Origin of the sequence: Streptomyces sp. NPDC056169 (assembly GCF_042268445.1) — a bacterium.
Taxonomy (GTDB): Bacteria; Actinomycetota; Actinomycetes; order Streptomycetales; family Streptomycetaceae; genus Streptomyces.
In genome coordinates this window covers 61,870-74,129 of sequence record NZ_JBHJUO010000021.1, presented here as the reverse complement: position 1 = coordinate 74,129, position 12,260 = coordinate 61,870, and the positions used below count along the sequence as shown (strand labels likewise).

At 71.4% G+C, this 12,260-nt stretch carries 16 protein-coding genes; all 16 read right to left on the bottom strand.

What is annotated here, in order from left to right:
* Positions 1-5: 5 nt before the first annotated feature.
* The 16 genes from ACFC0G_RS31180 to rpsP all read right to left on the bottom strand — a co-directional run bounded on the left by ACFC0G_RS31180 (position 6) and on the right by rpsP (position 12,177).
* The gene (locus tag ACFC0G_RS31180; RefSeq protein WP_376409814.1) at positions 6-572 is read right to left on the bottom strand and encodes a TetR/AcrR family transcriptional regulator; all 567 of its coding nucleotides are present in this window, start codon (positions 570-572) and stop codon (positions 6-8) included.
* Positions 573-626: 54 nt separating this feature from the next.
* Positions 627-1,463 carry an RNA polymerase sigma factor WhiG gene (whiG, locus tag ACFC0G_RS31175; protein ID WP_376409563.1) on the bottom strand — a complete coding sequence of 279 codons (837 nt, stop codon included), beginning with the start codon at positions 1,461-1,463 and terminating at the stop codon, positions 627-629.
* A 239-nt stretch (positions 1,464-1,702) separates the two neighbouring features.
* Positions 1,703-2,914 carry a DNA-processing protein DprA gene (gene dprA / locus ACFC0G_RS31170; protein WP_376409561.1) on the bottom strand — a complete coding sequence of 404 codons (1,212 nt, stop codon included), beginning with the start codon at positions 2,912-2,914 and terminating at the stop codon, positions 1,703-1,705.
* Positions 2,911-4,524 (bottom strand): YifB family Mg chelatase-like AAA ATPase, encoded by a 1,614-nt coding sequence (locus ACFC0G_RS31165; RefSeq protein ID WP_376409558.1) that lies wholly within the window; start codon positions 4,522-4,524, stop codon positions 2,911-2,913. Before ACFC0G_RS31165 ends, dprA begins: the two co-directional genes overlap by 4 nt.
* Positions 4,524-4,889, bottom strand: coding sequence for a YraN family protein (locus tag ACFC0G_RS31160; protein WP_376409557.1), 366 nt, complete (start codon positions 4,887-4,889; stop codon positions 4,524-4,526). Before ACFC0G_RS31160 ends, ACFC0G_RS31165 begins: the two co-directional genes overlap by 1 nt.
* A 154-nt stretch (positions 4,890-5,043) precedes the next feature.
* Positions 5,044-5,352: a DUF2469 domain-containing protein gene (locus ACFC0G_RS31155; protein WP_005311352.1), complete on the bottom strand. Its 309-nt coding sequence runs from the start codon at positions 5,350-5,352 to the stop codon at positions 5,044-5,046.
* Between the two features lie 55 nt (positions 5,353-5,407).
* Positions 5,408-5,929, bottom strand: a complete 522-nt coding sequence (locus ACFC0G_RS31150) for an NUDIX hydrolase (protein WP_376409554.1) — start codon at positions 5,927-5,929, stop codon at positions 5,408-5,410.
* Positions 5,926-6,756 carry a signal peptidase I gene (gene lepB, locus ACFC0G_RS31145; RefSeq protein WP_376409552.1) on the bottom strand — a complete coding sequence of 277 codons (831 nt, stop codon included), beginning with the start codon at positions 6,754-6,756 and terminating at the stop codon, positions 5,926-5,928. The genes ACFC0G_RS31150 and lepB (ACFC0G_RS31145) overlap by 4 nt, the downstream gene beginning before the upstream one ends.
* 53 nt (positions 6,757-6,809) lie before the next feature.
* On the bottom strand, positions 6,810-7,733 hold the full coding sequence (lepB, locus tag ACFC0G_RS31140) for a signal peptidase I (RefSeq protein WP_376409812.1): 924 nt from the start codon (positions 7,731-7,733) through the stop codon (positions 6,810-6,812).
* Positions 7,734-7,743: 10 nt separating this feature from the next.
* The gene (gene lepB, locus ACFC0G_RS31135) at positions 7,744-8,682 is read right to left on the bottom strand and encodes a signal peptidase I (protein ID WP_376409549.1); all 939 of its coding nucleotides are present in this window, start codon (positions 8,680-8,682) and stop codon (positions 7,744-7,746) included.
* The gene (lepB, locus tag ACFC0G_RS31130) at positions 8,675-9,433 is read right to left on the bottom strand and encodes a signal peptidase I (RefSeq protein ID WP_376409546.1); all 759 of its coding nucleotides are present in this window, start codon (positions 9,431-9,433) and stop codon (positions 8,675-8,677) included. The genes lepB (ACFC0G_RS31135) and lepB (ACFC0G_RS31130) overlap by 8 nt, the downstream gene beginning before the upstream one ends.
* 68 nt (positions 9,434-9,501) lie before the next feature.
* The gene (rplS, locus tag ACFC0G_RS31125) at positions 9,502-9,852 is read right to left on the bottom strand and encodes a 50S ribosomal protein L19 (RefSeq protein ID WP_189510914.1); all 351 of its coding nucleotides are present in this window, start codon (positions 9,850-9,852) and stop codon (positions 9,502-9,504) included.
* A gap of 127 nt (positions 9,853-9,979) precedes the next feature.
* A complete protein-coding gene (gene trmD, locus ACFC0G_RS31120) occupies positions 9,980-10,801 on the bottom strand; it encodes a tRNA (guanosine(37)-N1)-methyltransferase TrmD (protein ID WP_024755883.1) in 822 nt (273 codons plus the stop codon).
* Entirely contained in the window at positions 10,798-11,373 is a 576-nt protein-coding gene (gene rimM / locus ACFC0G_RS31115; RefSeq protein WP_376409542.1) for a ribosome maturation factor RimM, read from the bottom strand. The genes trmD and rimM overlap by 4 nt, the downstream gene beginning before the upstream one ends.
* Before the next feature lie 118 nt (positions 11,374-11,491).
* The gene (locus ACFC0G_RS31110; RefSeq protein ID WP_005311361.1) at positions 11,492-11,731 is read right to left on the bottom strand and encodes an RNA-binding protein; all 240 of its coding nucleotides are present in this window, start codon (positions 11,729-11,731) and stop codon (positions 11,492-11,494) included.
* Positions 11,732-11,733: 2 nt separating this feature from the next.
* A complete protein-coding gene (gene rpsP / locus ACFC0G_RS31105; RefSeq protein WP_376409539.1) occupies positions 11,734-12,177 on the bottom strand; it encodes a 30S ribosomal protein S16 in 444 nt (147 codons plus the stop codon).
* Between the last annotated feature and the right edge of the window lie 83 nt (positions 12,178-12,260).

Sequence of the window (12,260 nt, the reverse complement as noted above, 5' to 3'; positions counted from 1 at the left end):
AAAGGTCAGGTGCGGGGGCCGGCCACTCCGTGGAGGGCCATGGTGACCGCGGCTTCCGCGATGGCCGTGGGTTCCTCCGCGGCGCCGAGTTCGATGCGGCGGACGGCCGCGTCGACGACGCCCTGGAGCAGCATGGCGCCCAGGCGGGGCTCGGGCTGGCCCAGGGCGGCGAGGGCTTCGACGATCATGGCGACGAGGCCGCCGTGGGCCGCGCGGATCTTCTCGCGGGCGCCGTCGTCCAGTTCGCTCGCCGAGATGGCGACGACCGCCCGGTGGCGCCGGTCCCCGACCAGGGTCAGCTGGGTGCGGACGTACGCCTCGACCTTGCCCTCGGGCGTATCGGCGCCGGCCATGGCGGTCTCGACCTCGGCGGCCCAGACGGGGAAGTCGACGGCGCACAGCTCTTCGACGACGGCCGCGCGCGATCGGAAGTACTCGTACACCGAGGACCGGGCCAGGCCCGTGCGCTCGGCGAGTGCGGGGAAGGTCAACGCCTCCGTACCGCCCTCGGACAGCAGGGAACGCGCGGCGTCCAGCAGGGCGCCTCGCTGCATCGTCCGGTGCTCGGCCACGGAGGCCGCTCGAATCCTGGGCACGGCTCCACTGTACGACCGGCCCCGAGTGGCTCAGCGTCCGACGTCGGCCAGCTTGGCGCGGAGCTGGAGGACCGACTTGGTGTGGATCTGGCTGACGCGGCTCTCGGTGACGCCGAGGACGTTGCCGATCTCGGCGAGCGTGAGGCCCTCGTAGTAGTAGAGCGTGACGACGGTCTTCTCCCGCTCGGGGAGGGTGTTGATCGCCCGGGCGAGCAGTCGGCGCAGCTCGCGGCCCTCGGCGACCTCGACGGGGTTGTCCGCCGCCGTGTCCTCCAGGGTGTCCATCAGGGAGAGGCGGTCGCCGCCCTCGCCGCCGACGTGCAGCAGCTCTTCCAGGGCGACTACGTTCGCCAGGGACAACTGGCTGAAAACCGCGTGCAGTTCCTCCAGCGTGACGTCCATCTCCGCGGCGACTTCGCTCTCGGAGGGGGTGCGCCTGAGCTGGGCTTCGAGGGTCGCGTAGGCGCGTTCGACGTTGCGGGCCTTCTGGCGGACGGAGCGCGGGATCCAGTCCAGGGCGCGGAGTTCGTCGATCATGGCGCCGCGGATGCGGGTGATCGCGTAGGTCTCGAACTTGATGGCGCGCTCGACGTCGAACTTCTCGATGGCGTCGATGAGGCCGAAGACCCCGGAGGAGACGAAGTCGGCCTGTTCCACGTTGGACGGCAGCCCCACGCTGACCCGTCCGGCCACGTACTTGACGAGGGGCGAGTAGTGCAGGATCAGCTGCTCCCGCAGCCGCTCGTCGCCCGTGTCCTTGTACGACCGCCACAGCTCGTCGAGGGAGGTCGGTGCGGGTGGTCGCACGGCGCCCCGGGCTGCTGGGGGCACCGCAGCGCGGTCAGACCCGGAGGTGTGCTGGGGCATGCGTTGCCTTGAGCCGTTCTGCTGTCGGGGGTGTCGTCGGGGGTGTCCTGTGGGGAATCCTGGTGAGCGTAGCGTGAGTGCGCTGTCGCGGTGCGCGAACATCGGTGGATCGCGCCGGTCGGGGTGGACACCCTCGGCCACATCTTCGAACCCGGGCCGTGGCGCGTGTCGACCCCTCGGATCCGGCCGAGAGAACTCGGTTGCTCATCGGCTTCACCCTGTCACCCGAATGCTCCAGGTCAAGTATCGCCTCGCCGCGCGTTCGAACCCTGTGTGGCCGTGTTCGTCAACTGCCAGCCTTCTCCGTGTCGTTCGACGAAGCCGAGGGAGTGCAGTTCGTACAGCTTCGCGAGGGTGTCGTCGGGGGTGGTTCCGGCTCGGCGGGCGATGACGGTGGTGGGGGTGGGGCCGCGGGCGGGGACGGCTTCGAGGATGTGCGCGGTGGCGGGTGCGAGGAGGTCGCGTGGGAGGACGGGGCCGCGGCGGGCGGGGGCGAGTTCGCCCATGTCGCCGACGAGTTCGACGATCTCCTGGGCGTCGGTGACGAGGGTGGCGTCGCCGCGGAGGAGTTCGTGGACGCCGGCGGAGAGTGCGCTGGTGGCGGGCCCGGGGACGCCCATGGTGTGGCGGCCGAGGCGGGTGGCGGCCCGGGCGGTGACGAGGGAGCCGCTGCGGTGCTGGGCTTCGACGACGATGGTGCCGCGGGTGAGGGCGGCGATCACGCGGTTGCGGAGGATGAACCGGCTGGGTGTGGGGTGGCTGTCGGGTGGGAGTTCTCCGACGACGAGTCCTTGTTCGGCGATGCGGCCGATGAGCCCGGCGTGGCCTCGGGGGTACGGGGTGTCGACGCCGCAGGCGAGGACGGCGACGGTGGCTCCGCCGGCGGCGAGGGCGCCGCGGTGGGCGGCGCCGTCGATGCCGTAGGCGGCTCCGGAGACGACGACCCAGCCCTGTCGGGCGAGGCCGGTGGCGAGGTCGGCGGCGATGTGGGCGCCGTAGGGGGTGCAGGCGCGGGCTCCGACGAGTGCGACGGAGCGCAGGGCCCAGGTGCGCAGGTCGGCGGGGCCTCTGATCCAGAGGCCGAGGGGGCGGGCGTGGCCGAGGTCGTCGAGTTGACGGGGCCATTCGGTGTCGCCGGGGACGAGGAAGCGTCCGCCGAGCCGGTGGACGGTGTCGAGGTCGCGGGCGGGGTCGGCGGTGGTGGCGCGTCGTCGCCAGCCGTCGACGCGTCGCGCTCCGGTGCCGGGGAAGGGGTCGTCGCCGGGGTGGAGGAGGCGGTCGAGGAAGCCGATGGCTCCGAAGTGGCGGAGCCAGCGGCCGGCGTGCTCGTCGCCGGGTTCGACGGCTCGGGTGAGGGCGGCGCGGGCGATTCGCTCGTCCGTGGTGTCGGTGGTGTGTGCGGTCCACGGGGTGTCGGGGTTGTTGTCCGGTGTGTTGCGGCCGCCGGTCATGGGCGCTCCCCCGCTCCGACGGGCACGCCGCGGGCGATGCCGGTGCGCATTTCGAGGGCGAGGGCGATGTCCTCGCTGTCGGGCCGGTCGTGTCCGGCGAGGTCGGCGACGGTCCAGGCGACGCGGAGGACGCGGTCGAGGCCGCGGGCGGTGAGGAGTCCGCGTTCGATGTCGCGTTCGGCGGCGGCGAGGGCGCCGGGTGCGGCGAGGTAGCGCGTACGGAGTTCGTGTCCGGGGATCTCGCTGTTGACGCTCCAGGGGGTGTCGGCGAGGCGGGCGGTGGCGCGGGCTCTGGCCTCGTGGACGCGGGCGGCGACGGTGGCGGTGGTCTCGCCCCGCCCGCCGCGTCCCAGGAGGTCGGCGCGGGTGACGGGTTCGGCCTCGACGCGGAGGTCGACGCGGTCGAGGAGGGGGCCGGAGAGGCGGGCCTGGTAGCGGCGGATGAGGGAGGCGGGGCATTCGCAGCCGGCGCCGTGGAGGGTGTGCCGTCCGCAGGGGCAGGGGTTGGCGGCGAGCGCGAGGAGGAAGCGGGCGGGGAGGCGGACGACGCCGGCGGCGCGGGCGATGACGACGTGTCCGGATTCGAGGGGCTGGCGGAGTGCGTCGAGGACCTTGCCGGAGAACTCGGGGGCTTCGTCGAGGAAGAGGATGCCGCGGTGTGCGAGGGAGACGGCGCCGGGCCTGGGGAGGCCGTTGCCGCCGCCGACGAGGGACTGCATGGTCGCGGAGTGGTGGGGTGCGCAGTAGGGGGCGCGGCGGACGAGGGGTTCGCCCGGCGGGAGGATGCCGGCGACGGAGTGGACGGCGGTGACTTCGAGGGATTCCTGTCGGGTGAGGGGCGGGAGGATGCCGGGGAGTCGTTCGGCGAGCATGGTCTTTCCGGCGCCGGGTGGGCCGGAGAGCAGGAGGTGGTGGCTGCCGGCGGCGGCGATCTCCAGGGCGTGGCGGGCTCGGCGCTGGCCGGCGACGTCGGCGAGGTCGGGTCCTTCGGTGGGGTCGGCGGCGAGTCCGGTGCCGATGCCGGCGCCGGGGACGAGGAGGCCGGCGAGCATGGCGTCGGGTCGCCCTTCCTCGGTGGGTTCCTCGTCGGGGACGGGTTCGTCGGTGAGGACGGCGATGAGCTGGCGGAGGGTGCGGACGCCGAGGACGGAGACGCCGGGGACGAGCGCGGCTTCGCCGGCGGTCTGTTCGGGGACGACGACCTGGCGGTATCCCGCGTCGGCGGCGGCGAGGACGGCGGGCAGGACGCCTCGGACGGGGCGGACGCGCCCGTCGAGTCCGAGTTCGCCGATGAGGACGAGGTCGGCGATGGCGCGGGGGTCGATGCGCTCGGCGGCGCCGAGTACGGCGGCCGCGACCGCCAAGTCGAAGCCGCTCCCGCTCTTGGGGACGGATGCGGGGCTGAGTCCGACGGTGAGTTTCTTCTGGGGCCATTCGGCGCCGGAGTTGACGACGGCGGCGCGGACGCGGTCGCGGCTTTCGCTGAGGCTCTTGTCGGGGAGGCCGACGAGGGTGAAGGCGGCGACGCCGGGTTCGAGGTCGGCCTGGACTTCGACGACGACGCCTTCGACGCCGACGAGGGCGACGGAGCAGGTGCGGGCGAATCCCATCAGGCCACCCCTTGTGCGTGGGTGAGGACGGGGGCGCCCTTGCGAGGGAGGACGATGCCGACGAGGTCGATGCGGACGCCGCCCGCCGGGGCGGGGGTGCCGCTGCGGTCGAGCCAGCATGCGGCGAGGCGGCGGAGGCGCTCGGCCTTGGTCGGGGTGACGGCGGCCATCGGGTGTTCGTAGCTGCCGTGGCGTCGGGTTTTGACCTCGCAGATGACGAGGGTGTCGCCGTCGCGGGCGACGATGTCGATCTCTCCGGCCCGGCCGCAGCGCCAGTTGCGGGCGAGGATGTGCATGCCGGTCGCGGTGAGCCGGCGGGTCGCCAGCTGTTCTCCGTACCGTCCGAGGGCTTGGGTCTTGTTCATGCGGTACCACCTCCGTCACCGACTGTGACGGAGCGGGCGGGACCGTGTGCGGCCCTGTGGAGGGCCGGGGCGCTGTGGAGAACTCCCTCACCCCTGAGGGTGATTCAGGGGGGGCGGGCGGGGCGGTGCGTCAGGAGGTGGGTCAGGGGGTGGGTCAGCTGCCGGGGAGTTCGAGGTCGCTCTTGTTGAGCTCCTCGATATTCACGTCCTTGAACGTGAGGACGCGGACCTGCTTGACGAACCTGGCCGGCCTGTACATGTCCCAGACCCAGGCGTCAGCCATGCTGACTTCGAAGAAGACCTCACCCTGAACCGAGTGCACCTGCATCTCGTAGTCATTGGTGAGATAGAACCGTCGCTCGGTCTCGATCACGTATTTGAACAGCCCGACGACGTCGCGGTACTCCCGGTAGAGCTTCAGCTCCATCTCGGTCTCGTACTTCTCGAGGTCCTCGGCGCTCATGGCATGTTCCCCTTCAGCCGTGCGTCCACCCATTGTGCGCCAGCGGGCCGCACCCCTAAACGATTTCCGGGGCGAGAACCACCGGTGCACTCGGAGGTCCCTCGTCGAGCAGCGTGCGCAGCAGCTCGGCGAGTCTGGTCGGGTACACCGTCTCACGGGCCGCCGACAGTTCGGCGGAGGTCCACCATCTGAGGCCCGCGAGGCTGCGGGTCTCCAGCTCCGTGAGGGCCTGGGGGCGGGGCTCGGTGCCGGTGCGGCGGATGCGGGCCAGGTAGTACCACTCATCCTGGTCCCAGCGGCGTCCGTCGAACGGGAAGGAGCAGTACCGCTTCCACAGGACCGGTCCGAGCTCGGCGTCGGTGATGCCGGTCTCCTCGGCGAGTTCGCGCAGCGCTGCCTCGGCCCGGGTCTCGTCGCCCTCCAGGCCTCCGCCGGGGGTGAACCACCAGGTGTCGGCGGGGTCGTCCGGTTCGTACCCGTGCATGAGCAGGATGCGGTCGTCGGGGTCGAGGAGGACGACCCGGGCCACCTGGCGCGCGGCGGGCGGAGGCGCCTCGGAGGAACGGCTTTCCGTCATGTCCCCACCTTCTCCCCGGACCCGGACCCGGACCCTGACCCGGACCCAGCCCCGGCGCCGGCCCCCGACCGCGCCCCCGAGCCCGCCCCCGGGCCCGTCCCGCCCGGACGTCGCGTCAGAAGGCGCGCCACGGGCCCGTAAGCGGCCCCCGCCATGACCAGGACGCACCCGGCCACGATCGCCGTGAAGAGGGCCGTGAAGGGCCCTGGCGTCGAGATCCCGCCGGGGAGGGCGGCGAAGCCCGTCGCGGGCTCCAGGAGGCCCTCGGCGGGCCAGGCGACGGCGTCGACCCTGCCGACGACCGCGGAGCGGGGTACGGTCCCCTGCCCGACGTCCTCCAGGTGCGAGCGGGAGTCGAGCGAGGTGTGGCGGTCGTCGCCGAGGAGGAAGAGGTTCCCTTCGGGAACGGTCACGGAGAATTCCTGGCCGGAGGCGACGACGGTGCCGCCGGGTCCCGGGCGCAGGTAGGGCTCGTGGACGGCCTGGCCGTTGACGGTGAGCCGGCCGTCCCGGTCGCAGCAGGCGACGGTGTCGCCGCCGACCGCGACGACGCGCTTGACCATAGGCGAGGAGCCCCACAGGGCGTCGGTGAAGACGACGATGTCGCCGCGCCGCACCTCGTCGCCGTCGATGCGCTCGGCGAGGACGCGGGAGCCGACGGCGATGGTGGGGGTCATGGAGTCGGAGGGGACGGTGTACGGCTGGTAGACGAGCGCGCCCCAGACGAAGCCGCCGAGGAAGAGCACACAGCCGACGGCCACGGTCAGCCCCGACAGCAAGCTGCCGAGGCGGCCGTGGCCGCTGTCTGCTCTTTTGTTTCCGCTCATGCGCACCCCAGAGGTCTGTCGACGGTCCGGGACGGCAATCTACCCGCGGGTCACTACTCGGCGGTATGCCCTGCCGTGCGCTTCTTCCGGCGCCACAGCACCAGCGGGAGCGCTCCGGCCAGACCGGCCGCGCCCAGCGGGGCGGCGGCCACGGCCTGGTTGAGGCCGGGCTGGTCGAAGATGTCGGGCACGGGGAGGGTGGCCCAGCGGGTGACGGGCCAGGCGATCACGACGGCCCGGCCGACGACCTGGTCGTTGGCGACGGTGCCACCGCCGGGGAGCTGCTGGTGGAAGCGGGAGTCCAGCGAGTTCTGCCGGTTGTCGCCCATGACCCAGATGCGGTCCTTGGGGACCTTGATCGGGCCGAAGGAGTCCTGGCAGGGCACGGAGCCGGGGTAGAGGTACGAGGTCTCGTCCAGGGCGACGCCGTTGAGGACGACCTTGCCGCCCTCCTTGCAGGAGACCGTGTCGCCGCCGACGGCGATGACCCGCTTGATGAGGTCCTTCTCCTCGGCGGACGGCATGAGGCCGATGAAGCTGAGGAACTTCTGGACGACGTTCGGCTCGGGGGTCTCCTGGCCTTCCAGCCAGCCGCCCGGGTCGTGGAAGACGACGACCTCGCCGCGCTCCGGCTCGGAGCCGAACCACGGGGTGAGCTTGTCGACGAGGACCCGGTCACCGCGCTGGAGCGTGTTCATCATGGATTCCGAGGGAATCGAGAACGCCTGCACCAGGAAGGTCTTGATCAGGAGCGCGAGCACCAGGGCGATGCCGATGAGAAGGGGCAGCTCCTTCCAGAAGGAGCGCGGCTTCTTCGGACTCGTGCCCGACCTGCCCGCCGCCGCCTCGTCGTCGTGCGCCCCCTCGTCGTGCGCCCGCTCGTCATCCGTCACATCGTCACCCGTCACGTCGTCGCCGATGGCCTCGTCGGCCCTCTTCTCGGGCTCATCGTGTCCGGATCGTGCGCCGACGGCCAAATCCCCCACATCAACTCCTCACTCCGTGCGATCGCCTGCCCCGGAACAGGGACAGGCCCACCACTCCCATAACGAGCAGAAGTTCCGCAGGGGTCGGGAGCCCGGGCAATCCGTTCAGATTGCGCGGGGACACACTATGCGACAGACCGAGCGCGGGGTCGGCACTCGCACGCGCGTCCGGTACGGCGGCGAAAGTCTCCCGCTCCTCCAGGCTCCGCCAGTTCCCGACGGGCCAGGCGATCACGACGGCGCGCCCCACGATCTGCTCCTCTGAGACGGTGCCGTGGTCCTTCTCGTCGAGGTGGAAGCGGGAGTCGGCCGAGTTGGAGCGGTGGTCGCCGAGGACGAAGATGCGGCCTTCCGGGACCTTCACCTCGAAGGGGATCGTGGACGGCTTGTTCCCGGGGTGCAGGTACGGCTCGTCCAGGGGTACGCCGTTGACGGTGAGCCGGCCGTCCTTGTCGCAGCAGCGGACGGTGTCCCCTCCGACGGCGACGACGCGCTTGATGAGGTCGCGGTCGTCGGCGGAGGGCAGCAGTCCGATGAAGGTCAGGGCCTGCTTGACCTGCTTGACGCCGATCGGGTCCTCGGAGGCCGGCGCGGCCTCGTGCTGGAGCCAGTTGCCGGGGTCCTTGAAGACGACGACGTCGCCGCGCTGCGGGCGGGAGCCGAACCAGGGGGTGAGCTTGTCGACGAGGACCCGGTCGTCGATGCGGATCGTCTGCTCCATGGAGCCGGAGGGGATGACGAACGCCTGGACCAGGAAGGTCTTGAGGACGAGCGCGATGAGCACGGCGACGGTGACGAGGATGGGGATCTCGCGGATCGCGGAGCGCTGTCGGCGCCGCTTGACCTTGCGGGCGAGTCTGCGCCGCTCGGCCCGTCCGGGCAGCGGTGCGACGCCGGGGCCGTGGACGGGTCCGCCCGGCGGGCGGCCGCGGCTACCCATGGGGGCCCGTGCCGTGCCCGCCGGCGGCTGCGGCCGGGGCCGGTACGGCGTCGAAGGCTTCCGTCCCGGGCACGGTGGACCAGCGGCCGAAGGGCCAGGCGATCCAGTCGGCGCGTCCGATGACCTTGTCGACGGGGACCATGCCGCCGCCGGGGCTGCCGAGGTGGTCGCGGGAGTCGCTGGACTGGCTCCGGTGGTCGCCCATCACCCAGAGCCTGCCGTCGGGGACGACGATGTCGAAGGGGACGCTGGACGGCCGGTCGCCGAGCATCACGTACCGCTCCTCGACGGGGACGCCGTTGACGGTGAGCCGCCCGTCCTTGTCGCAGCAGACGACCCGGTCGCCGCCGACGCCGACGACCCGCTTCACGAAGTCGGTCTCGTCGGGTTCGGCGAAGCCGAGGGCGGCCGCGGCGTCGTGCAGGAGCCCGGTGAGCGGATTGCCGCCGAGGTCCTCCCGTACGAAGGAGCCGGTGCCGTCGAAGACGACGACGTCACCCCGCTGAGGCTCGCTGCCGAAACGGTACGCCAGCTTGTTCACGAGGATCCGGTCGCCGACCCGGAGCGTCGGCTCCATCGAGCTGCTGGGGATCAGGAACGGCTGGATCACGAAGTGGCTCAGGAGCAGCAGGAAGACCACACAGGCGGCGCCGAGGAAGCCCGTACGCCGCCAGGAAACGCGCGCGGAGCGCGACCCGTCCTCCGTGTCGGTGGAGGGGTCGCGCTCCGTGTGCTGTGCTTCGGTGTCCATCGGGGACAGAGCCTATCCGGCCCGTCTGTGCGAGGACCTCAAGCGTCGCGTGAGCGGTGAGCCGGGGCTCAGCGGTCGCGCTTCTCCTTGATCTTGGCAGCCTTGCCGCGCAGCTCGCGCAGGTAGTAGAGCTTGGCGCGACGGACGTCACCGCGGGTGACGAGCTCGATCTTCTCGAAGATCGGGCTGTTCACCGGGAAGGTGCGCTCGACGCCGACGGAGAACGAGACCTTGCGGACCGTGAAGGACTCGCTGACGCCCGCGCCCTGGCGGCGGATGACGACGCCCTTGAACTGCTGGATACGGGAGCGGTTGCCTTCGATGACGCGCACGTGGACGTTCACGGTGTCGCCGGCGCGGAAGGCGGGGAGGTCGGAGCGGATGGAAGCCGCGTTGACCTGGTCGAGCAGGGAGGCCATGGAGGTCTCTTTCCTCGCTGATGCCACAGGTCATCAGCGGTACGTTCGGATGTCTGGGGTGCCGTTCGTGCCTGGCGGGCGTCGTTCCCCCTGTGGCAGGGGCGCGCGCCGGACGGACGACAGCGGCCTATTCTTCCACGTCGGGGAGCCTGCGCCAAAATCGGCCACCTGGCTCGGGCGCCCATCCCATCATCGAGAGGATCTCGCGGTCCTTCTTGTCGAAGGCGGCCGGATCACAGCGCTCGATGAGGTCGGGCCGGTTGGCGACGGTACGCCGGAAGGCCTCGTCCCGCCGCCAGCGCGCGATCTTGCCGTGGTGCCCGCTGAGGAGGACGTCGGGGATGCCCCGGCCGCGCCACTCGGGGGGCTTCGTGTAGACGGGCCCCTCCAGGAGGTTGGCCATGGCGCCGGGGGCGAAGGAGTCGTCGCGGTGGGACTCGGCGTTGCCGAGGACACCGGGGAGGAGGCGGGCGACTGCCTCGGTGACGACGAGGACGGCGGCCTCTCCGCCGGCGAGGACGTAGTCGCCGATGGAGACCTCGTAGACGGGCATGCGGGTCGCGTACTCGTCCATGACGCGACGGTCGATGCCCTCGTAGCGGGCCGGGGTGAAGATCAGCCAGGGCCGCTCGGAGAGCTCGACGGCGAGTTCCTGGGTGAAGGGCCGGCCGCTGGGGGTCGGGACGACGAGGACCGGACCGTGGGCGCCGGCCTCGTAGCCGTCGGCGAGCGTCTGGTCGAGGGCGTCGCCCCAGGGCTCGGTCTTCATGACCATGCCGGGTCCGCCGCCGTACGGGGTGTCGTCGACCGTGTTGTGCCGGTCGTACGTCCAGTCGCGCAGGTGGTGGACGTGGACGTCGAGCTGACCCCGGGCGCGCGCCTTGCCCACGAGGGAGACGTTCAGCGGTTCGAGGTACTCGGGGAAGATCGTGACGACGTCGAGCCTCATTCCCCTGCCTCCTCGGACTCCTCGGACTCCTCGGACTCCTCGCGGGAGGAGGCGATCTCGGCGCGGTCGTCGATCAGGCCGGGCGGCGGGTCGATGACGGCCCGCTGCTCCTCCAGGTCGATCTCGATGACGATCGACTCGACGAACGGGATCATCAGCTCGGTGCCGTCGGGCCGCTCGACGATGAAGAGGTCCTGGGACGGCAGGTGGGAGATCTCGGTGATCCGGCCGATCTCGGTGCCGTCGGCGAGGACGACGTCGAGGTCCATGAGCTGGTGGTCGTAGTACTCGTCCTCCTCCTCCGGCATCTCCTCGGGGTCGACCTCGGCGATGAGGAGGGTGTTGCGCAGGGCCTCGGCGGCGTTGCGGTCGCGGACGCCCTCGAAGCGCAGCAGCAGCTTGCCGCTGTGGACCTTGCCGGACTCGATGGTCAGCGGCCCGGCGGAGGCCGGGTCGGTGAGCAGGACGGCGCCGGGGCCGAGCCTGAGCTCGGGCTCGTCGGTGCGCACCTCGACGGTGACCTCGCCCTTGATGCCGTGGGCGCGGCCGATCCGCGCGACTACCAACTGCACTGCTCCACACTCTCCTGTCACACAGCTCGTACGACACAAACGACAACGGGCCGGGGTGGGCTCGTAAGCCCTCCCCGGCCCGTGCCGGCACATCATTCAACCGATGCGGCCGACTTGTTCAGCGGACCTGGTCCACGTCGACGAGGTCGACTCGGATCCCACGGCCGCCGATGGCGCCCACGACGGTACGCAGCGCACGCGCGGTGCGGCCGTTACGGCCGATCACCTTGCCGAGGTCGTCGGGGTGCACCCGGACCTCCAGCACGCGGCCACGGCGCAGGTTGCGCGAGGCGACCTGCACATCGTCGGGGTTGTCGACGATGCCCTTCACGAGGTGCTCGAGAGCCTCCTCGAGCATGCTCAGGCCTCGGTCGACTCGGTCGACGCGGCCTCGGCCTCGTCAGCCTTCTTGTCGGCCTTCTTGGCCTTCGGGGTGATGGCCTCACCCTTGTCGTCGCCGCCCTCGAGGGCCTTCGCGAACTCGTCGAACGTGGCGCGCTTCGCCTCCTTGGTGGCGGGGACGAGCAGCGCCTTCTCGGGGGCCGGGAGGCCCTTGGCCTTCTGCCAGTCGCCCGTGAGCTTCAGGATGGCGAGGACGGGCTCGGTCGGCTGGGCGCCGACGGAGAGCCAGTACTGCGCACGCTCGGAGTCGACCTCGATACGCGACGGGTTGTACGTCGGGTGGTAGAGGCCGATCTCCTCGATCGCGCGACCGTCCCGGCGGGTGCGGGAGTCGGCGACGACGATGCGGTAGTGCGGCTGGCGGATCTTGCCGAGGCGCTTGAGCTTAATCTTGACTGCCACTGGAGTGGTGTCTCCTGGTCTTGACGTGGTTGGGCACTTTGAGATGCCACGTGGGGTTGCGGTACTCGGATGCCCGATGGACG